The sequence below is a fragment of the Actinomadura darangshiensis genome, assembly GCF_004349235.1.
In the GTDB taxonomy this organism is placed as follows: domain Bacteria; phylum Actinomycetota; class Actinomycetes; order Streptosporangiales; family Streptosporangiaceae; genus Spirillospora; species Spirillospora darangshiensis.
Genome location: NZ_SMKY01000165.1, coordinates 1 through 19735 on the forward strand (window position 1 = coordinate 1; position 19735 = coordinate 19735).

12 protein-coding genes are annotated in these 19735 nt (G+C 74.3%); 3 read left to right on the forward strand and 9 right to left on the reverse strand.

Going from position 1 to position 19735, the window contains the following annotated elements; all coding sequences use genetic code 11:
• Nucleotides 1–306: 306 nt before the first annotated feature.
• Nucleotides 307–459, reverse strand: coding sequence for a hypothetical protein (locus E1293_RS47760; protein WP_165978442.1), 153 nt, complete (start codon nucleotides 457–459; stop codon nucleotides 307–309).
• A gap of 324 nt (nucleotides 460–783) precedes the next feature.
• Between E1293_RS47760 and E1293_RS29255 the strand changes: the two genes are divergently transcribed.
• From E1293_RS29255 to E1293_RS29265, 3 genes are read left to right on the forward strand one after another with little or no spacing between them, the layout of a single operon-like run.
• A complete protein-coding gene (locus tag E1293_RS29255; protein ID WP_132200713.1) occupies nucleotides 784–1401 on the forward strand; it encodes a hypothetical protein in 618 nt (205 codons plus the stop codon).
• A complete protein-coding gene (locus E1293_RS29260) occupies nucleotides 1388–4123 on the forward strand; it encodes an ATP-binding protein (protein ID WP_132200714.1) in 2736 nt (911 codons plus the stop codon). The genes E1293_RS29255 and E1293_RS29260 overlap by 14 nt, the downstream gene beginning before the upstream one ends.
• Nucleotides 4124–4140: 17 nt before the next feature.
• Complete coding sequence (locus E1293_RS29265) at nucleotides 4141–4794, forward strand: DUF1361 domain-containing protein (protein WP_132200715.1); 654 nt, start codon at nucleotides 4141–4143, stop codon at nucleotides 4792–4794.
• A gap of 7 nt (nucleotides 4795–4801) precedes the next feature.
• Here the strand turns inward: E1293_RS29265 and E1293_RS29270 are convergent, their stop codons facing one another.
• From E1293_RS29270 to E1293_RS29310, 8 genes are all read right to left on the reverse strand, one after another.
• Nucleotides 4802–5185 (reverse strand): RidA family protein, encoded by a 384-nt coding sequence (locus E1293_RS29270; protein ID WP_132200716.1) that lies wholly within the window; start codon nucleotides 5183–5185, stop codon nucleotides 4802–4804.
• Between the two features lie 40 nt (nucleotides 5186–5225).
• Nucleotides 5226–5564 (reverse strand): hypothetical protein, encoded by a 339-nt coding sequence (locus E1293_RS29275; protein ID WP_132200717.1) that lies wholly within the window; start codon nucleotides 5562–5564, stop codon nucleotides 5226–5228.
• Between the two features lie 178 nt (nucleotides 5565–5742).
• A complete protein-coding gene (locus E1293_RS29285; protein WP_132200718.1) occupies nucleotides 5743–6522 on the reverse strand; it encodes a hypothetical protein in 780 nt (259 codons plus the stop codon).
• Complete coding sequence (locus E1293_RS29290; RefSeq protein WP_243716703.1) at nucleotides 6519–7742, reverse strand: glycosyltransferase; 1224 nt, start codon at nucleotides 7740–7742, stop codon at nucleotides 6519–6521. The genes E1293_RS29285 and E1293_RS29290 overlap by 4 nt, the downstream gene beginning before the upstream one ends.
• Nucleotides 7739–8542: an alpha/beta fold hydrolase gene (locus E1293_RS29295; RefSeq protein ID WP_132200719.1), complete on the reverse strand. Its 804-nt coding sequence runs from the start codon at nucleotides 8540–8542 to the stop codon at nucleotides 7739–7741. The genes E1293_RS29290 and E1293_RS29295 overlap by 4 nt, the downstream gene beginning before the upstream one ends.
• Nucleotides 8535–8813 carry an acyl carrier protein gene (locus tag E1293_RS29300; protein WP_132200720.1) on the reverse strand — a complete coding sequence of 93 codons (279 nt, stop codon included), beginning with the start codon at nucleotides 8811–8813 and terminating at the stop codon, nucleotides 8535–8537. The genes E1293_RS29295 and E1293_RS29300 overlap by 8 nt, the downstream gene beginning before the upstream one ends.
• Nucleotides 8810–13051 (reverse strand): beta-ketoacyl synthase N-terminal-like domain-containing protein, encoded by a 4242-nt coding sequence (locus tag E1293_RS29305; RefSeq protein WP_132200721.1) that lies wholly within the window; start codon nucleotides 13049–13051, stop codon nucleotides 8810–8812. Before E1293_RS29305 ends, E1293_RS29300 begins: the two co-directional genes overlap by 4 nt.
• The coding region (locus E1293_RS29310) for a type I polyketide synthase (protein WP_207939153.1) at nucleotides 13048–19735 on the reverse strand (6688 nt) is incomplete at its 5' end. The genes E1293_RS29305 and E1293_RS29310, both read right to left, overlap by 4 nt.

Consider the following 19735-nt stretch of genomic DNA (forward strand, 5'->3'; position numbering starts at 1 on the left):
CCTTCCCGCCTTGCCAGCCGCGCCGCCGCCCAGCTCCCTGACCGTCCGCCACCGAAGGCCGCCCCCGAGGCCGCGGAACCTCAGCCCGACGAGTCCCCCACCGCCCTCGAATCGGAGACCGCGGAAAGTCGAACCGACGACCCGGCTGACGGCAACTCCTCCGCGCCGAAAGACGCATCCGCGGAAGATGAGCCCAACACCTCGGCCGAAGACGCCGATCGGGAAGCCGCTGACGGCGCCTCCGCCCCAGATGGCGAACCCGAGGCCGCCGAAACTCAACCCGACGACCCGGCTGACGCCGACGACTCATCCGCGCCGGAGGACGCATCCGGGATAGCGGATGACCAGCCCGACGGCGCGGCCGATGACGTCCAACCGGCCGGACCGGAAGCCGATGACGACCTCACGGCGCCGGAAAACGAACCCGCGACCGCCGAAGAAGAGCAGACCGACGCCCAAGCCGATGAAGCTGAACCGGACATCGGCGACAGCGAGCGGGAAGTCGTCGATCCCCCGGCGCCGGAGAACGAAGCCGGGAACGCGGAAGACCAGGCCGATGTCGCCGGTCCCGGACGGGAAGAGGCCGAGAAGACTCCCGTTCGAGAGCCGGAGATCCGCCCGGTGGCGGAGCCCCAGGTCGAGCGGGTGCGCGGCGCTGACGTCCCGGTGAATCAGCGGGGCGCGAGCCGGGACGTTGAGGCTGCCGGGGCGGTGGAGGTGCCGCGGACGGCCGGAGCGCCTTTCGCGGAACGTAGCGCGGTTGATCGGACGGTGTTTCCCGAGGTGATCGAACCGTCCGGGTATGTGTTCACCGAGCGCGAGTACGCGTTCGCGGGCGTCTCGGCCGAGGAGCTCCGGGACATGCGGACGCACCGGGCGCCGCTCGGGATACGTCCCGAAAGGTGGGACGAGTGCGTCAGGGAATTGCGTGACGCGATGGCCGCGGACGGCATCACCGACACGGCCGTCCGGCTGCGGGGGCCGGGTGCGCGGTTCTGTTCCGAGGATCCCAGGAAATGGTTCCCGCAGGACGAGGACGATCTGCGCACGCAGGTGTCCGAACAGCACCGCAACGCGTCCGAGAAGGAGCGGACGCAACGGGCGGAGAAGGCCGTCGCGCGATATCGTGCCGCCGGGTTCTCTCGGGAGCGTCCCAAGCCGAGGGCGCCGTTCTTCGACAGCCTGCGCAGGCTCGAACTCGCCGACGACGCGGACGGCTACGACTTCGAGATCGACACCGGCGAGGCCACCCCGGCGCTGCGCGAGTGGGCGAGCCGCTGGGAAGGCCGCCTGGACCGGCCGGTGACGCTCGCCGGCTCCCCGGGCACCGTCGCGCGCGACGATGACTGGACGGTGGTCGATCCCGAGGAGGGGGCGGGGCAGGACGATGACCGGCGCTGACATCTGGAGCATGGTCCGGGGCCTGCCGGTGTGCCGGCTGCTGGAGGTCCCCCGCCCGGACGAGACGGACGGACGGGACGAATGGCGCGACCAGCGGCTCGCCGCGCTCGTCTCCGCCTACCACGCGGGCAAGGACCCGGTGCTGGTCGGCTGGCGGCGCGCGGAGCCGTTCGGCCCGACGGAGGTGTTCGTCGGCGGTGACGGCCTCGTCGCCGACCACGACGGGCGTTCGGCGACGCTGAGCCTCCCCGCGGGCGGACGCGGCACGCTGCTTCCGCAGGGCATGGCCGAGGATTCGATGCCGCACTGGGTGAGCATCGGCGGCATCGCCGACGGCCTGCTCGCCGACGACCCGCCGCCCGAGGAGCCCGCGAGGCCGTCCCTGGAGGACGGTCTCCTGTCGGTGTGGATGCAGCCGTTCGCGTGGCTGCTGGTCGCCGAGCCCGTCGACCCGTCGGAGGCCCAGCGGATCGCCGACGACCTGGCGGACCGGCAGCAGCGCGCCCAGTCGATGGCGGAGATGTCCCCGGAGGAGTCGGTGACGGCCGTCCGCATGGAGAAGCGGCACCGCGAGCTGCGGCAGTCCGCCACGTCCGGGCTGTGGCGGGTGCATCTGCTGGCCGGCGCCGCGACGCCGCAGGCCGCCTCCCGGGTCGCCGCGCTGGTGTGCGCGTCCGCGGACCTGGGCCGGCTGCCGTATGCGCTGGTCCCGGGGGCGGCGGGGCCGTTCGAGGCGAGCACGCAGCTGGTGGCGGCGCTGGCGCGTCCGCCCGTCCGGGAGGTCGCCGGGGTCAGGTTCGTGATGCGGCCCGAGTTCGACGTGACGCCCGAGTCGCCGGACACGGGCGTCCGGCTGGGACGGGTCCTCGACCGCAACCGACGCGACGTGGGCCCGCTGTCGCTGCCGCTGTCCAGCCTGAACCGGCACACGTTCGTGTGCGGCGCGACGGGTTCCGGGAAGTCGCAGACGGTCCGGTCGCTGCTGACGTCCGCGTCCAAAGCCGGCCTGCCGTGGCTGGTCGTCGAGCCCGCGAAGGCGGAGTACCGGCTGATGGCGGCGCGGCTCCCGGACGCGGAGGTCGTCACGATCCGCCCGGGGGACGCGGAGGCGGTCGCGGCCGGGATCAACCCGCTCGAACCGGCCCTCGGCCCGGACGGGCGGCCGTTCCCGCTGCAGACCCACGCCGACCTCGTCCGCGCGCTGTTCCTCGCCGCGTTCGAGGCCGAGGAGCCGTTCCCGCAGGTGCTCGCGGGAGCGCTGACCCGCTGCTACGAGCGGCTCGGCTGGGACCTCGCGCTCGGCGAGCCGGCGGTTCCGGGGACGTCGCCGCGCTACCCGACCCTCGCGGACCTGCAGGCGACGGCGGAGCAGGTCGTCGAGGACATCGGCTACAGCCAGGAGATCACCGACAACGTCCGCGGCTTCATCCGGGTCCGGCTGTCCAGCCTCCGGCTCGGCACCACCGGGCGGTTCTTCGAGGGCGGCCACCCGATCGACTTCGACGCGCTGCTCGCCCGCAACGTCGTCCTGGAGATCGAGGACGTCGGGGACGACAGCGACAAGGCGTTCCTGATGGGCACCGTCCTGGTCCGCCTGGTCGAGCATCTGCGGCTCCGGCAGCGGCAGGGCGCGGCGCCCGGCCTGCGGCACCTCAGCGTGTTCGAGGAGGCGCACCGGCTGCTGCGGCGCAGCGAGCAGGCCGGGCCCGCGTCGCACGCCGTGGAGACGTTCGCGAGCCTCCTCGCGGAGATCCGCGCGTACGGGGAGGGGCTGATCGTGGCGGAGCAGATCCCGTCCAAGCTCGTCCCGGACGTCATCAAGAACACCGCCGTCAAGATCGTCCACCGGCTGCCGGCGAAGGACGACCGGGACGCGGTCGGCGCCACCATGAACATCACCGAGGCCCAGTCGCAGTTCCTCGTCACGCTCACGCCGGGCGAGGGCGCGGTGTTCACCGACGGCATGGACTACCCGCACCTGGTCCGCATGCCGGACGGCTCGCACCTGGAGAAGCCCGTGCCGGTGACGTCCCCCCGCGTGCTGGTGACCCCGCGAAGCGGCACCTGCGGGACGGACTGCCGCGACTCGCCCTGCACGCTGCGCGACATGCGCACGGCGCAGCGCGCCCTGTCCGACCGTCCCGAACTGGTGGTGTGGGCCGAACTCGCGGCCGCCGCCCACCTGACCGGCTGGGGCACCCCGCGCCTCGCCGACCCCGTCCTCGACGGGCTGCCCGCGCGGCTCCGCGACTGCACCGTCTCCCACGCCGTCGACGCGGCCGTCGCGGGCAGGGCCGCCCCCCGCGCACTGGCCGACCATCTGGTCTCCGCCCTGCGCGACGGGGCGTGCACGGACGACGAGGCGAACTACTTCGCCGCCCCCTACCGCTGGTGCATCGTCCTGGAGCAGTTGGGAGAGGCCAGGCGGGCGGATCCCGATGGCGGACGCCACCCGCTGAGCGACGCATGGGAGGCCCGCCACGGGCGCGCCATCCCCGGCGCGACGCTGGCGGAGCAGCACCGCACCGTCAATGCCTGGTGGGACCGGGACCAACGCGACCTGGCCGCCCGCGACCTCGCGCTATGGGGCTCCACCTCCGCCCTCGAAACGGCCGTGGGCGCCCTCCGCTCCGACCCCGAATGGGACGACCGCTTCCGCGAGGCCGCCTCCGTCCTGCGCAACACCGACGCCCTGCTCGACTTCTACCGTTCATCCGAGTAGCCGTGCACTATGGAGCCATGGGGGTTCTTGAGCAGGTGGCACCGAATCTGGTCGATGTTCTCCACCGCGACTTCTGGTGGATGGGCTGGAACACTTTCCTGGCATGGATCCCGGTGGGCCTCGCCTATCTGGTCTTCCGCGGCGACCGCCTCTCCCGCTCGCCGTTCTGGTGGGCGGGCCTCGTCCTTTTCGTCCTGTTCTTGCCGAACGCGCCCTACGTCGTCACCGACCTGGTGCACCTGCGCGGCGACATCATCCTCGCCGACCGCGGCGGCCCCGTGGTGACCGCGATACTCCCCGTCTACGCGGTGCTCATCGGCTCAGGTTTCCTGGCCTACTACCTCGCCCTGTCCGCCGCCCTGCGCCACCTGACCCGCATCGGCTACGGCGCCTGGCAGTTCCCCGCCACCATCGCCGCGCACGCGCTCTGCGCCATCGGCATCTTCCTCGGACGCTGGGCCCGCCTCAACAGCTGGGAGCCCGTGGTCGAACCGCATGCCACCCTCGAACGAATAGTCGTCCATCTCACCTGGGCATGGGCGCCCGTCCTCATCCTGGCCACATTCCTGGTCACCTGGACATGCCATTTCATGGCCAAGGCGATAGCCGAAGCCTCGTTCAAGGCCACCCTGAACAGCGCCCGCCACCTCCGCACGACCCTCAACGTCTGACCGCCGGTCAGGGCCTGCGGGCGTAGACCTCGATCTCGATCTTCATGCGGGGGTCGGCGAGGCCGCACACCATCATCGTGGCGGCGGGGCGGACGTCGCCGAAGCAGCGCCGGAGCACCGGCCAGCAGGGCTCGAAGTCGGCCCGGTCGGGCAGCAGGTACCGGACGCGGACGACGTCGGCGAACGTGCACTTCGCCTCGGTGAGGGCGGCCTCGATGTTGCGCAGGCACTGCTCGGCCTGCTCCACCGCGTCGTCGGAGATCGTCATGGTGGTGTAGTCGAATCCGGTGGTCCCGGACACGTGGACCCATTCGCCGTCCACGACGGCGCGGGCGTAGCCGATCCGTTCCTCGAACGTGGAGCCGCTGAGAATCGCGCGCCGCTCCGTCATCTCACTCCCCCTTGAAATGGTGCTGACCGGTTCCGGAGAGTCAATGCTGGCCGGGGTGCTGCTGGCCCCATTGCCCGCCGGCGGGCGGTGGCTGTGCCTGGTACTGCTGCGGTCCCTGGGCATACGGGGTGGGGGCGGGCGGTGCGGCCGTCTTCGGCCCCGCCGCCAGCTGGAATCCGACGCCGGCCAGAATCAGCGCCAAGCCGGCCACGATGAAGTTGAGCATCGTCGCGAGCTGCAGCTGGATCTCGCCCTTGTCCTCCCCGGCGTCGTCGACCTTCGCGCCGGCGACCAGGCTCCCGAAGAGCGCGAACAGCATGATCGCAACGCCGACGCCGCAGAATATGGCGAAGGCGGGATGGATCTTTCTCCCTGACATGGCGTCAACCATACAGAGGTACGCCGAAGCTGCCGGACGCGTTCCATGCCCATTCTGTTCGAGTGGTCAAGCGGCGTAGTTGCGGAGGACGCGCAGGGCGTCGGCGCCGTGCGGGCCTCCGGCGGTGAGGCCGGTCTGCTCGGGTGTGAGCGAGCCCAGGCGTCCGGCATGCGGTATTTCAAATGGTCAGGTAGCGGGGTGGTCTGGGGAGGTTTGGTGTGAGGCGGGCGGTCACCTGTTCGCGGATGTGGAGGACGTCGTCCACCGGGGTCAGGGCCACCATGCAGGCGCCGACCGTCCGGCCGCCGAGGGCGCCGGCGTCCAGGGCGGCCTCCAGGGCGTCGTCGTGCGCCGGGTTGCCGGGGCTGTGGGCGTCGGTCAGGAGCGGTCCGAGGTCGGCCGGACGGCCCTCCAGGAGGACGGTGGCGGCGCGTCCCGCCAGGTCCGGGTCGGCAGGAGGGACGGCGGCAGGATGGCGGGCCCCCACGTCGATCACGAGCAGGCGGAGGCCCGACCTGGACAGGTCCCAGAGCATCGGCGGGGGCGCGGCGACCGGTTCCTCGGGCTCGCCGTAGAGGTCTTGCAGAGCGAGGGCGGTAGCGTGCAGCGTCTCGAAGCCCGTGAAGAGGCCCGTGGCCGCCGGTAGTTCGCGGTTCACGACGAGGCGGGTCGCCGGGTCGGCGTAGGCGTGCAGGGCCTCCACGCATGGGCGCGCCCAGGCGGCCGTGGTGGAGGCCGGTACGACGCCCTCGCTGTGGTGGTTCATGGAGTAGAGGGACGTCGCGCCGTCCGAGCGGGCCGCGGCGACGGCGGCGCCCCAGGGCAGCGGGACGTCCACGCCGTCCAAGAGCGGCAGCGCTCCCCGGAAATGCCGGGTCGTCGCCGGTGGCGTGCCGTAGGTCCGCTCGAAGATGTGGGCCGTCAGCCGGATCTCGGGTGCGGTGGCCTGGTCGGTCACGCCAGCTTCTCCAAGCGGTCGGCGGCTTCGGCGGCGCCGCCGGCCGAGGCGAACGAGTCGCGGACGCGTCCGGCGGCGGCGCGGTGCGGACCGTCCGCGAGGACGGTCGTGAGGGCGGCGCGGAGCTCGTCCGGGCGGACCCGGGTGAACCGGACGGAGATGCCGGCGCCGGCGGCCTCCACCTGGCGGGCGATGACCGGCTGGTCGTCGCGGATCGGGGCGACCACCAGCGGCAGCCCGTGGGAGAGGGACTCGCAGACGGTGTTGTGGCCGCCGTGGCAGACGACGGCGGAAAGCCGTTCGAGCAGCTTGAGCTGCGGCACGTACTCGCGGACGAGGACGTTCGGCGGCGGCTCGGCCACCGCACCGGGCGGCGCGACGAAGATCGCCTGAAGGTCCAGGTCCCGGACGGCGTCGGCGGCGGCCCGGAAGAACCGCTCGCCGGCCGGGCCGTTGATCGTGCCGAGGGAGACCAGGACGGCGGGGCGGCCGTCCAGCCACTCCCACGGGAACGCGGCCGGCGCGGGCCGGCCCAGCGCCGGGCCGACGAAGGCGAAGTGGCCGGGGAAGAACGAGGTGTCGCCGACCAGCGCGCCGGTGGAGAAGATCAGCACGAGGTGGTCGGAGAAGCGCAGGTCGAGCAGGTCGTCGATGCCGTGGTCGAGCTGGAAATCGCCGATCAGGTCGCGCACCCACGCCTCGACCTTCGGCATGCCGGCGAGCGGCCGGGTGAACTCGGCGGACGTCGTCGCGGAGGTCGCCCACGGCAGCCGCCGGTGCCGGGCGGCGACCGGGGCGGCGAGGACGAGCTGGTCGGAGACCACCACGTCCGGGTGGAACCGGTCGATGGCCTTCTCGACGCCCGGCATCATCGAGTGGCCGAGCGGGACGACGAACTCCTCCCAGAAGAAGCGGAGGGCGGCGAGGCCGCGCAGGCCCAGCCAGTCGTCCCAGACGGCGGGCAGGCGCTTCCCGAAGTCGTCGCCGGCCGTGCTGAAGATGCGGGAGCCGGGCCGCAGCAGGGGTTCCAGGGACGGGCGGTGCCCCGTCCAGGCGACCTTGTGGCCGCGCCGGGCGAGTTCGGCGGCGACCGCGACGGCCGGGTTGACGTGCCCGGTCAGCGGCGGGACGGCGAACAGGAAGCGGCGCGGCGGCGTCCGTGCCCGCCGGACCGCGCCGTCGCCGAGCAGGGACGGGACCTGGACGCGGCGGGCGTTCACCGGGCGGCTCCCGCGAGCGCGGGGGCTGCGGCGTGGTGGGCGAGCCAGGGCAACAGGACCTCCAGGATCTCGGCGGTTCCCTCCTGGAGCACGGTGTGCGCGTGCCCGGTCAGGGTGTGCAGGGTGCAGTTCGGGACGTGGCGGAGCAGCAGCCGCCCGGCGTCGGCGACGTCCGAGTGCTGCCCGTAGATCGCGAGGACGGGGCGGTCCAGGGCGGCGAGGACGGCGGGGCGGACGGGTTCGGCGGCGGCGAGGTCGTCCATGAGCGTCGTGCCGTTGAGGAGGGCGTCGGCGGTCGCGGCGATCCGGCCCAGGCGGCGCTGCCCGGAGTCCAGCAGCTGGTCCGCCGTCCGTTCGTACTCAAGGAGCAGCGCCGATTTCGCCAGAGTGTTGAGGAGGTCCTCATGCCAGAAGGACCGTTCGGCGGGGCCGTGCGCTTCGATGAGGGCGAGCCCGGCGACTCGGTCAGGACGCAGGAGGGCCGCGTTCAGCGCGATGACTCCACCGAAGCTGTTCGCGACCAGGTGGACGCGGTCGTGCCCCAAGGCGTCGAGTACGGCGAACAGGTCGGCCACGGAGTCCTGCACGGAGTATCCGGTGGCCGGACGTTCGCTCCGCCCGTGCCCGCGCATGTCGTACAGGACGGAATGCGCGCCAGCGGCGGCGACCGGGGCCGCGAGCGTGTAGTAGAAGCTGGAGAGGTTGTCGATGACGAGGCCGTGGAGGAACACCACGACGGGCCCGTCGCCCTCGCATTCTTGGACGTGGAAGCGCAGACCGCGCGCGGTCACGTCAGGCATGCGCCTCCTCCCGCGCGGTGATGTGCTCCACCACGTCCCCGACGGTCAGGTTCATGATCTGGTCGAGGTCGAGCCCGGCGATGAAGGCGGGGAAGTCGACGCGGTCGCCGTAGTGTGCGCGGAGCCGGTCGACGAGCGCGACGAACTCGATGCTCTCCAGGGCGAGGTCGTCGCTGAACGAGGTCTCTGGGCCGACCTCCACGTCGAGTAGGAAGTCCTCCCCCACGACCTCGGTCAGCATCTGGACGACCTCGGACATGACGTCGTTCATACTCGGCTTTCCTCCAGGTCCGTTCCGCCTGACGCGGCCGTCCAGGCCACGACGTGTCCTTCGAGTTCGCGTGTCTCCACCGTGGTGACCGTGCCGTCGGCCGCGATCAGGAGCCGTTCGGTGTCGGCGACGGTCACGACCAGTTCAGGACGCTGCGATCCCGCGTTCAGTGACTGCAGCACCGCCTGCTTGGCCGCGCGGACCCGCGCGTCCTTCTCGTCTGGGGCGAGCCCGATGCCGGCCGGTTCGTGACCGGCTCTCACCAGGGCCACGCCCAGTTCGGCGTCCGAGGCGATGGAGACGGTGATGGCTTCGTCGAACGGGCCCGTCACGAGCGGCCCGTCTTTGACGGTGAGTTCCGCGGGGAACAGAGGTCCGTGACCGTTGCGCCATAGGTGGTCCCTGACGGCGTCCTTGGCGGCGATCCGTCCGAGCAGCCACGGCCCTTGCGCGAACGGCGGGAGCGCCTCGTACTCGGCGCGTTCGCCGGCGCAGAGGTACTGGCGCATGAGCAGGTCGCGCGATGCGGTGCCGTCCCAGCGTTTGAGGGCCAGGCACCACCCGCCGGGCTGCGGCTCCCCCGTTCCGGACACTTCCGGGGTGAACTTCATCCGCCATAGGGCTTCGTCGGTGTAGAAGCGGTGCGTCGTCCATCCGTCGATGCGCCCCCATACCGTCCCGTTCTCTTGGACCATCTCCGCAGAGCAGCGCATGGTCGTGTCGGTGAGGGACTGGTTCCAGATGGTCGTCTCCAGGTGCTCCCCTGCGGACGGCAAGGGCCCGTACAGCGAGACCCGTTCGATCCCCACCGGGAAGACGGTCTGGTTGGTGTCGCCGTACACCTGGATCCAGTGGCCGCAGAGCTGCCCTGCGCTGTCGATGAGCGCGCCCGGCGTCGGCAACGAGGTCAGGACGGCGCGCACACCGTCCTCCGCGAGTGCCGTGATCTCGGTGATGCCGCGGAAGAGCGGCCCATGGAACATCCAGCGTTCCTCGTAGAGCCGTTCGGCGGTGACTATGGGCGGCCCTTCGATGGTCAAAGGCGTGCGGTCGGGGGCGGGCGACATCGGGTAGCGGTCGGCGAGCAGGACCGTCCCGTCCGCGTGGCCCGGGATGACGACCTTCACCTTGCGCGGACGTTCGCCCTCCTCGATGAGGTAGGCGTGGATGTCGGCGCCGGTCGCCGGGGCGGCGACGATCCAGCGGACCGCGCGGACGTTCTCGAACCCGACGACGACCAGGTCGGGCAGCAGTTCGCGGGCCGTGCCCGCCATGACCTCCAGCAGCGTGGCCAGCGGGACGATCGGAAACCTGTCCGACATGTCCGGCCAGTTCCGGGCCTGCGGGAACACGCAGTGGTCGCTCAGGTAGGGCATCGCGTCGAGCGAGAAGACGCGGGAGACGTTCAGCTCGGCCGCGACCGGCGAGACGTCCGTCTCCGGCACCGGCGCGGCACCGCCGCCGATCGCCTCCAGGACGGACTGCGCCCCGCTCGTCGCGTCGTTGAGCAGCGCCTCCAGCTCCGCCAGGACGGGGTCGTCGGCCGGCAGCGGCGGCACCCCCGGCGTGATCCGGATCGGCTCCACCGCCCCGTCCAGCCTGACCAGCGGTGTCCCGAGGTCGAGGCGCATGCCCGCCGCCGGCGGCGGGACGGGCGGGGACGCGCCGTAGCCCTCCGCCCACAGCGCGGCGACGACGCGGCGGAGCTGGGCCATCCCGTCCCGTTTCGGCACGTTGACGGCCATCGCGAGGTGCTCGCGGCCGCCGAGCCGGTCGGCGACGAAGCCGGTGAGGCTGCCCGGCCCCACCTGCACGAACGCCCGCACGTGCGCCGCGCCGTACAGCTCCTCGATCAGCTCGCTGAACCGGACGGGTTCGAGCAGGTGCCGGACGACGAGATCCCGCACCTCGGACGTGGATCGCGGGAACGGCGCGACCGTCGTCGCCGACCACAGCGGCACGCGCGGCTCGTGGATCGCCAGCGCCTCGAACGAGTGCTGGACCTGCTTCTCGTAGGACTCGGCGAGCGGGGTGTGGAAGCCCGTCCGGAACGGGAGCTCCTGCCCGAGCACCCCTTCGGACGCGAGCCGCCCGAGGATCTCGCGGACCTCACCGGCGGGGCCGCAGATCACCGACTGGTGCGGGCAGTTGTCATGGCTGACGAACACGCCGGAACGTCCGCCGGCGGCCTCCCGCGCCTGCGCCGCGCCGCAGCCGAGCGCCCCGTAGACGACGTCGGGGACGTCGAGGGCCCCGCCGTCGAGCGCCTGCACGAACGCCTCGGCCGCGTCGCCGTCGTACATCCCGGCGACGATCATCGCCGTCCATTCGCCGAGGCTGTGGCCCGCCGCGACGTCCGGTTCGACGCCCAGCTCGGCGAGCGCCGCGGCCAGCAGGCGGCCGACGCGGAGCACGTCGGCGGCGTGCCCGATCAGGTCGGTGCGCCCGGTCAGCTCGGGTTCCGGCATCCCGAAATGCCGGGCGACGTCGTCCACGCGCGGGTCGAAGGCGGGCTCGAACCCGGGGAACAGGAACGCGAGCCGTCCGCCGCCGGCGAGGAGCGGGCGGGGCGAGAACCACACGTCGCTGCGGCCGCGCCACGGGGTCCCGCGCTGCACGACGGCCCGCGCGAGGTCGAGCCTGCGGGAGGTAGGTCCGACGATGGCCAGACGGCATGGAAGGTCGGATACGTCTTCGGAGACCTGCGCGAGAAGCTTCTCGTCCGGGACGGCCAGGGCTTCGGCGAGTTCCTCGGTCGTCCGTGCGGCCAGCCTCAGGACGCCCTCGTCCGACTGCGGTGCACTGAGCTTCCGCCGGCGCGCCCGCCGGGCCTTCGGCGGCTCCTCCAAGATCACGTGCGCGTTGGCGCCGCCGAACCCGAACGCGTTGACGGCGGCCCGCCGCGGCCCGCCGTCGCGCGCCCACTCGGCGGCCTCCCGGACGAGCCGCAGCCGGCCGTCCTGCAGCGCCTGGTGCGGGTCGTCCGCGTGCAGCGTCGGCGGCAGCACCCCGTCGCGCAGCGCGAACGCCGCCTTGATCAGCCCGGCGATCCCGGCGGCGGGCATCGCGTGCCCGATCATCGACTTGACCGCGCCGAGCCCGATCGGCGGGCCGGCGGTCCCGAAGACCCGGCGGAGCGTCGCCAGCTCCGCCTCGTCGCCCGCCGGGGTGGCGGTGCCGTGCGCCTCGATCAGCCCCACCGCGCCGGGCGCCGCCGGGTCCAGGCCCGCGTCCCGCCAGGCCCGCTCGACCGCGAGGACCTGCCCGTCCACCAGCGGGTTCATGATGCTCGTGGCGCGGCCGTCGCTGGACGACCCGGCGCCCAGGATCACCGCGTGCACCCGGTCGCCGGCGCGTTCGGCGTCCGACAGCCGCTTGAGCAGGACGACGCCGGTGCCCTCCGCGAGGAGCGTCCCGTCCGCGGACCGGTCGAACGGCCGGATCGTCTCGCTCGGGCTCAGCGCGCGCAGCTGGCTGAACACGCTCCAGACGGTGGCGTGGTGCGCGTGGTGGACGGCCCCGGCCAGCATCGCGTCGGCCTGCCCGCCGCGCAGCGCCCGCACCGCGTGCTCGACCGCGAGCAGCGACGACGCGCACGCCGCGTCGAGCGTGTACGCGGGGCCGCGCAGGTCGAACCGGTTGGCGATGCGGGACGCGGCGAAGCTCGGCACCAGCCCGATCGAGGCGTCCGGGCCGTCCGGGCCCAGCCGCTCGCAGAAAGCCCGGCGGATCTCCGCCAGCCGCCGCTCCCCGAGTTCGGGCACCAGCTCGGCGAGGACCGCGGTGACCTGGTGGGACGTCCTGACCCGCTGGTCGAACCGCGCCACGCCCGGGGTGATGTAGCCGCCGCGCCCGATGACCACGCCGATCCGGGCCCGGTCGGGCAGCCGCTCGTCGCCGCCCGCGTCGTTGATCGCGTCCCCGGCCGCGCGCAACGCGAGCAGCTGGTCGGGCTCCATGCCGCGCACCGCCGCGGGCATGATCCCGAACCGGGCCGGGTCGAAGGTGGCCTGCTCGTCGACGAACCCGCCGCGCCGGCAGTAGAACCGGTCGCTCTCGGGCTCGCGCCCGTAGGCGTCCGGGTCGTAGTAGAGCGCGGGGTCCCAGCGTCCGGACGGCACCTCGGTGATCGCGTCGAACCCGTCCAGGATGTTGCGCCACAGCTCGGCCGCCGAGGCCGCGCCGGGGAACACGGCCCCGGCGCCGACGATCGCGATCGGCTCGCGCGCGTCGCTCACCGGACTCCCCCGGTGAACACGACCTGCGTCTCGTCCCCGTTCGCGATCTCCCTGAGCAGGGCCTCGGCTCCGGCACCGGGGTCGATGAGGCCGACGCCGCGCCGCGCGTACTCGCGGGCCAGGTCCGGCGACACCATCCCGCCGCCCGCCCACGGGCCCCAGTCGGCGACGAGCACGCGCCCGCGCAGCCGCGTGCGCCACACGTGCGCGAGCGTGTCGCACGCGTCGTTGGCCGCCGCGTAGTCGGCCTGCCCGCGGTTGCCGTGCACGCCCGCGATGCTGCCGAACACGACGAAGAACCCGAGGTCGGGCCGCACCGCGTGGACGAGCGCGCCGGCGCCGTCCACCTTCGTCCGGTACACCCGCTCGAACGACTCGGACGTCTTGTCGCGGATCAGCCGGTCCTCGACGAGCCCGGCGCCGTGGACCACCCCGTCCAGGCGCCGATGGCGGCGGTACACGTCGTCGACGGCGGTCCGCACGGCGTGCGGGTCGCGGACGTCGCACGCGTGGTACCGGACGGACGCCGCGTGCTCCCGCAGCGCCACCAGGTTCCGGCTCACCTCGCGGCCGGCGAGGATCCGCCGGATCGTCGCCTCGATCTCCGCGGGCCGCCCGTCGCCGCGCGCCACGAGCGCCCGGCGCAGCCCGGCCTCGTCCTCGGCGTCCGGGAACTGCGGCTCGCCTTCCGGTTCGGGCGTGCGGCCCATGACCTCGATGTGGCAGCCGCTCGTGCGCGCCAGTTCCAGCGCGACCTTCGCGGTGATCCCCCGCGCGCCGCCGGTCAGCAGGACGACGCCGTCCGGCCCGATGTCCAGGGTGCTCCCGGCGGTCGGCTCGGCGGGGACGACGTCGAGACCGCGCCGCAGGCCGCCCTCGTGCCCGACCGCGACCGGCGCGTCGGCGGCCAGCAGTTCGGCCATGACGCGCTGGGCGATCGCGCGCGGGGTGTCCTTGGTGTCCAGGTCCAGCGCCCGGACGAGCACCTCGGGGTACTCCTGCGCGACCGTCCTGGCCAGGCCGCTCAGCCCCGCCCCCGGTCCGGGGTCGCCGATGCCGCCGCCGTCGAACCGGCGTCCGAACGTCCCGCCGGCGCCGGACGCGAAGACGAGCCACCGCAGCCCGCCGGCCAGCGCGTTCCGGACGTCCTCGAACGCCCGGGGCAGGACGCTCGCCGCACCCGGCCGCAGTGCGGCCAGGTGGACGAGCCCGTCACAGGGGCCGTCGACGTCGAGCGGTGTCCGGGCCTGCGCGCCGTGCCGCTCCAGCATGTCGGCCAGTTCCAGTGCGACGCCGCACCCGTCGTCCACGATGAGGAACCGCCGTCCGGCGAACACCGTCCCCGACTCGGGCGGCACCGGCAGCGGGTCGAGGTCCACGAACCGCACGACCTGCCGCACCACCTCGCCCGGCCGGGGCGGGGGCCCGGGCGCGGCTCCGGACAGGGCGGTCGTGGCCACGTGGGCGCTGGGCTGCGCGGCTTGTGGAACGGCGGGACGCGGGACGGCGGGACGCGGCGGTTCGGGCGGCGTGCCCGCGTGGCCTTCGAGCCAGGCGGCGATCTCGCCGATGGTCGTGGCGCCGGACAGGTGGTCGGGCGCGGCGACGCCCGCGCGGTCGGCCAGCTCACCGACGATGACCGTGCGCTTGATGGAGTCGATGGACAGGTCGGCCTCCAGGTTCAGGCCGTCCTCCAGCATGGTCTCGGGGTAGCCGGTGCGGGCGCTGATCACGGCGCGGACGGTGGCGTGCGCGTCGCGGACGGGCTCGCCCTCCGGGACCTTGACGGCCTCCGGGACCTTGGCGGCTTCGGAGACCTTGGCGGCCTCGGGGATCTTGGCGGCCGGTTCCGCCACGGGCAGGGACTCGCCCGGCAGGACGGGACGCGGCGCCGGGACCGGACGCGGCGCCGCGGCGGGTGCGGCCAGATGCCGCAGGACCACCTCGCGCTGGGCGGCGATGATCTCGCGGCTCGTGCGCAGGTACTCCAGCACCGCGGTCTCCGAACCGGACGTGGCGGGCGCCTCGACGCGCTCGGCGGGACGCAGCGCGCCGTCCGGGTAGCCGCCGTCGGCGGTGCGGACGAGGTGCCCGTTGACGAGCCAGCCGGGTTCGGTCCCGGGGTCGCCGGAGAGCGGGCGGGCGCCGCGCCCCGCGAACAGCGGCAGCGGGTCGACCGGGACACCGGCGGCGGCCAGCTCCGCGAGCGCGTGCAGGAGCCCGGAGAGCCCGTCCGCGCCGGGCGCGTCGCAGTTCACGGCGGTGTGCGGGCGGTCCCCGAGGATCTTGCCGACCAGGCCGGTCAGGACCCGGCCGGGACCGGCCTCGACGAAGGTGCGGGCGCCCGCGTCGTACATCGCCTCGATCTGCTCGGCGAACCGGACGGGCGCGGCGAGCTGCCCGGCCAGGGTGGCGGCGAGGTCGGCGGGGTCGGTCTCGTACGGGGCGGCGGTCGTGTTCGACCAGACGGGGAAGGCGGGCGACCGCAGGTCGCGGCCGAGCAGCTCGGCGCGCAGATCGGCGGACGCGGTGGCGACGAGCGGGCTGTGGAACGCGCACGCGACCGGGATCCGCTCGGCGGGCAGGCCGGCGGCGGCCAGCACGGCCAGCGCCCGGTCCAGCCCCGCCGACGAACCGGAGATCACGACCTGGCGGGGCGCGTTGTGGTTCGCGACGACGATCTCCGAGACCCCCGACAGTGCCGCGCGGACCTCGGCGGGCGACGCGGTGACGGCGGCCATCGCGCCCGCGTCGTCCCCGGCGGCGGCCAGGATCGCCTCGGCGCGGGCGGCGGACAGCCCGATCATGTCGGCGTCGTCGAAGACGCCGGCGGCGCAGAGCGCGACGAGCTCGCCGTAGCTGTGCCCGGCGGCGAGGTCCGGGTGGACGCCGACGGCGGTGAGCAGCCGGTGCACGGCCAGCCCGGCGATGCCGAGGGCGGGCTGGGCGATCCGCGTGCCGGTGAGCTCGGCCCGGTGCCGGCGGGCCTCGGACCGGGTGAACGCGGCGGGCGGGAACATCGCGGGCGCGTACCGTCCGCCGGCCAGGCGCAGGAGGCGCTGCAGGCGCGGGAACGCGACGAAGAGGCCGGCGAGCATGCCGGGCCGCTGGCTGCCCTGGCCGGGGAACAGGAACGCGACCTGCCCCGGCCCGTCGGCGGCCGCGGGGAAGACCCCCGGCGCCGGACGGAACCCGGCGGCGGCGGCGAGCTTCTCGCGGAGATCGTCCAGGCCGGACGCGACCAGTGCCACCTGCACCGGCCCGTCGGACGCGGCGGCGGTCCGGGCGAGGTCGCGCAGGCGGGGCCCGCCCGCGAGCAGGTCCGAGAGCCGGTCGATCGCCTCGCGGGCGGCGGCGCGGTCGGCTCCCCGGATCAGGAACAGCTCGGCCGGCCACTCCGCGAGCCCGGACACGGGCTCGGGCGCGCCCTCGTACCCGGACAGGACGGCGTGGAAGTTCGCGCCCCCGAAGCCGAAGCCGCTCAGCCCCGCGTACCGTTCGGCCGGGCCGGCCGCCCAGGGGCGGGCGGCGCCGCCGAAGCCGAACGGGCCGTCCGGCGTCCATTCCGGGTTGGGCCGGGCGAGATGCAGCGTCCCCGGCAGCACGCCCGTGTGCAGCGCGTACGCGGTCTTGATGAGCCCGGCGAGCCCGGCGGCGCACTTGGTGTGGCCGATCTGCGACTTCACCGATCCGAGCGTGACGCCGCCCGGCGCGGCCGAGGCGAACACCGAGGCGAGGGCGGCCAGTTCCGTCCTGTCCCCGACCTCGGTGCCGGTGCCGTGCGCCTCGACGAGCCCGACCGACGCGGGCGCCACGCCCGCGCGTTCGTAGGCGCGCTCCAGCGCGCGGCGCTGGCCTTCCGGGCGCGGTGCGGTGAGGCCGAGGGAGCGGCCGTCGCTGGCGCCGGCGACCGACTTGACGACCGCGTAGATCCGGTCGCCGTCGCGTTCGGCGTCCGCGAGCCGCTTGAGGACGACGCACGCCACGCCCTCGCCGAGCGCGATGCCGTCGGCGGACGAGTCGAACGCGGCGCAGCGCCCGGACGGCGACAGCGCCCCGACCGAGGCGAACAGCAGGTAGTCCTGGATGCCGTTGTGCAGGTCGGCGCCGCCGCACAGCACCATGTCGCTGGTTCCGGCGGCGAGGTCCTTGCAGGCGGCGTCGAGCGCGGCGAGCGAGGCCGCGCAGGCGGCGTCCACTGTGTAGTTCGCGCCGCCGAGGTCGAGCCGGTTGGCGATCCGCCCGGCGATCACGTTGGTGAGGACGCCGGGGAAGGAGTCCTCGGTCGGGCGCGGCAGCTGCTCGTCCAGGCCGGGCGGAACCTCGCCGAAGTAGGCCGGGAGCGCGGCCCGCATCCCGTACGCGGTGCCGAGGTCGTTGCCGCCCTCCGCGCCGAAGAACACCGACGTCCGGGACCGGTCGAACGGGCGGTCGGCGTATCCCGCGTCGGCCAGCGCGCGGGACGCGACCTCCAGCGAGAGGAGCTGGATCGGGTCGATGCTGCCGAGGGCGCTGGGCGGGATGCCGTACCCGAGCGCGTCGAACGGGATGTCCGGGATGAAGCCGCCCCATTTCGACGGCGTCGTCCCCGCGCCGGACGCGGCGTGGTAGATCTCGGGGTCCCAGCGGGTGACCTCGGTGACCGAGTCGACGCCGCCGACGATGTTCGCCCAGTACGCGTCGGTGTCGGCGGCGCCCGGGAAGACGCCGCTCATGCCGACGATCGCGATCTCGGCCGGGGACGCCGCCGCCGGGCCGGCCGCCGGGCCGATGCCCAGTTCGGCGGCGCGGCCGGCCAGGAAGGCGGTCGCGCCGGACGTCACCTGCGCGTGCAGGGCGGCGATGCCGGTCGTCGCCGACCGGAGCGTCGCGGCTTGGCCGATCATGTAGAGGCCGTCGGCGCGCTGGCCGTCGGCGTCCACCGGGGTGGTGCGGCGCAGGCCCTTGGCGGCGACCCGCAGGCGGCCGAGGTTCAGCTTCTCCAGGCGGCGCCACACCTCCTGCCGCGGCGTCCCGACCTGGTCCAGCTCCCGGCGCGTCTCCTCGAACGTCCGGACGTAGGGGGTGCGGGCGCAGCGGGTCGCGTGGCCGGGGGACGTCTCCAGCAGCGCCGTCCGGTCGCAGGCGAGCGCGACGTCCTGGAAGCCCGGCACGATCGCGCCGGCCGCGACCGCCTCGGCGGTGAACAGGTACGCGGTGCCCATCAGCACGCGGACGTCGGCCCCGCGCTCGGCGAGCGGCCCGGCGAGCGCCGCGACCATCGCGGCGGACCGCTCGTCGTGGATACCGCCCGCGAACATCACCGACAGCTCGCCCGGGTCGCCGTCGAACGCCATCAGCCGCTCAACCTGCGCGTCCCAGAGCGGGAAGCTCGCGCGCGGCCCGACGTGGCCGCCGCACTCGCCGCCCTCGAACACGAACTTGCGCGCACCCTCCGCCAGGAAGCGGCCGAGCAGCTCCGGGGACGGGACGTGCAGATAGGCGCTGATCCCGGCGGCCTCGAGAGCCGCCGCCTGGCGCGGGCGCCCCCCGGCGATGATCGCGTACGGCGGGGCGGCCGCGCGGACGGCGGCGAGCTGGGCGTCCCTCAGCTCCGGCGGCGCGAAACCGAGGATCCCGACGCCCCAGGGGCGCTTCCCGAGCCGGTCCGCGGTCTCGCGCAGCAGGGTCCGGACCCGGTCGGCGTCCATCAGGGCGAGCGCGAGGAACGGCAGGCCGCCGTCCTGCGCGACCGCGCCGGCGAACACCGAGTTGTCGCTGACCTGCGTCATCGGGCCCTGGACGACCACCGGTTCGGGGCGCGGCGCGAACGGCTCGGCGCGGACGGCGGCCCGCAAGTGCTGACCGATCTCCGCCCGGACGGCCTGCACCACTCCCCCGGCGGTCTTGTGGCGGCCGGCGAGCGCGGCGGCGAGCGGCGCGTCCTGGCCCGCGGGCAGCAGCCGCGACCGCAGCCCGGTGGCGCCCAGCCGCAGGTTGACCTGCGCCGGGTCGAGCCCGGCGAGGTCGATCTCCGGCAGGCCGGGGCGCGTGTAGACGCGGTGGCCGTGCACGACCGCGGTCTCGCTGCCGTCCATCGCCGACAGCGCGGCCACGACGTCGTCGGGCAGGTCCATCTCCCGGACCAGCGCGAGCTGCACGTCGAGGACGACCCCGCCCGCGCCCCCCGCGACCGCCGCGGCGGCGGTGTGCGGACCGATCCCACCCGCCGCGTACACGGGCACGTCCACGTCGGCGAGGAGCCGCTGAAGCAGGACGAACGTGGTCAGATCACCGACGCGCCCGCCCGCCTCGCGGCCCCGCGCGATCAACCCGATGTCGCCGGTGAGCCCGCGGGCGGCCTGGAGCGCGGCGGCGGCCTCGTCCGGGCCGGTGACCTCGATCAGGAGGCGGCGGCCGGGGGCGAACTCCGCGGCGCCGGAGCCCAGGGCGGGGGCGTCGACCACGACGGTGCCGGCCGCGGCGGGCAGCTCGTCCGGCCGGATCCGGCACCCGGCCGGGACCCGGACGCCGAACGGGCCCGCCCACCAGCGGCCGACGTCGGCGAGGGCGGCGAGCCCCGGCCCCCGCTCGGTGCCGAACTCGAGCACGCCGGTGCCGCCCGCACGCGCGACGGCGACGGCCAGATGGGGTGCGGGACGGCCGAACGGGGTGACGCCGATGATCTCGGGCGGTGGCCGGTCC

Coding starts and splice junctions, on each gene's coding strand:
- E1293_RS29265 (WP_132200715.1), top strand. CDS start 4,141: ATGGGGGTTCTTGAGCAGGTGGCACCGAATCTGGTCGATGTTCTCCAC.
- E1293_RS29295 (WP_132200719.1), bottom strand. CDS start 8,542: ATGCCTGACGTGACCGCGCGCGGTCTGCGCTTCCACGTCCAAGAATGC.
- E1293_RS29260 (WP_132200714.1), top strand. CDS start 1,388: ATGACCGGCGCTGACATCTGGAGCATGGTCCGGGGCCTGCCGGTGTGC.
- E1293_RS29270 (WP_132200716.1), bottom strand. CDS start 5,185: ATGACGGAGCGGCGCGCGATTCTCAGCGGCTCCACGTTCGAGGAACGG.
- E1293_RS29275 (WP_132200717.1), bottom strand. CDS start 5,564: ATGTCAGGGAGAAAGATCCATCCCGCCTTCGCCATATTCTGCGGCGTC.
- E1293_RS29300 (WP_132200720.1), bottom strand. CDS start 8,813: ATGAACGACGTCATGTCCGAGGTCGTCCAGATGCTGACCGAGGTCGTG.